Raw genomic sequence first — 1,060 nt, 5'->3', positions numbered from 1 at the left:
TAATCTCACTCTCGGAGTCAGGTCAAGATGTCCCAGCTCGCCATCGTTGAAGTATTTGCCCAGCTAGAGGATTGCCGTCGTCAAGCCGGAAGGCGGCATCAACAAAGCCTATGTCTAGCCTTATTTACCCTTAGTGTTGCTGCGGGAAATCGTGGGTTTCTAGCGATTGGAGATTGGTTAAAGTCCTACCATGATGAGCTGGTGGAATTGTTCAAACCTGAGAAAAACCGCTTACCCTCCTATAGTACAATTCGACGAACATTACTACGAATTAGTGTAAAAAAATATTCGGACTGCCTCTCCCGTTTTTTTGGAATTGAGCCAATAGAGAGTGAAACCATTGCAGTTGATGGCAAAGTTTTACGAGGGTCTTATGAGGCCATCAGTGACAACCCTGATGTAGATTCTCATCCAGCAATTATGTTAGTAAGTGCTTACATTGTAGAACGAGGGTTAATTCTCGAACCCTATCAAGTTGATTCCAAAACCAACGAAATCACGGCCTTACCTGAGTTTATCAAAAACCTGGCTCTCAAGGGGGTAGTATTTGCTTTTGATGCAATCAGTACCCAAAAAAAACTGCTGAAATCATTATAGAAAGTGGAAATGACTACATCGGTGCACTCCTCGGGAACCAATCGGGTCTGCTTGAAGCAGTCCAAAAAAATTTTGAAGCAATTCAGACTCATGAATCGAACAATGTTGGACATGGGCGAGTTGAGAAACGCACGGTTAGTATTAGTAATCAGCTAGAGAATATTCCTGAATTTCCTGGAATAAGAACCCTAATTCGGATTATTTCATATCGCGAAATTCATCGAGCCAACATTATCGAAAGTAGCGTGGAAACTCGTTTTTATGTTTCTTCTTTGATGGCAAGTGCCGAACAATTTGACAAGCGAATTCGAGGTTATTGGGGAGTAGAAAACAAGGTTCATTATGTGCGTGATGTAACTCAAGGTGAAGATGCTTCTCGCATCCGGACAACCCCTTTAGTTCAAATTTGGACAGTTGCTCGAAATTTTGCACTTAATATATACCGCGATTATGGATTTAATAA

Annotated in this window: 1 pseudogene; it reads left to right on the top strand. The window is 41.7% G+C overall.

Going from position 1 to position 1,060, the window contains the following annotated elements:
- Positions 1-27: 27 nt before the first annotated feature.
- A pseudogene (locus tag NG833_RS31050) lies at positions 28-1,060 on the top strand (ISAs1 family transposase); the annotation flags it as partial.

The organism is Oscillatoria sp. HE19RPO (assembly GCF_024220515.1).
GTDB lineage: Bacteria > Cyanobacteriota > Cyanobacteriia > Cyanobacteriales > Laspinemataceae > Laspinema.
This window is presented reverse-complemented; position numbering and strand designations above follow the sequence as displayed.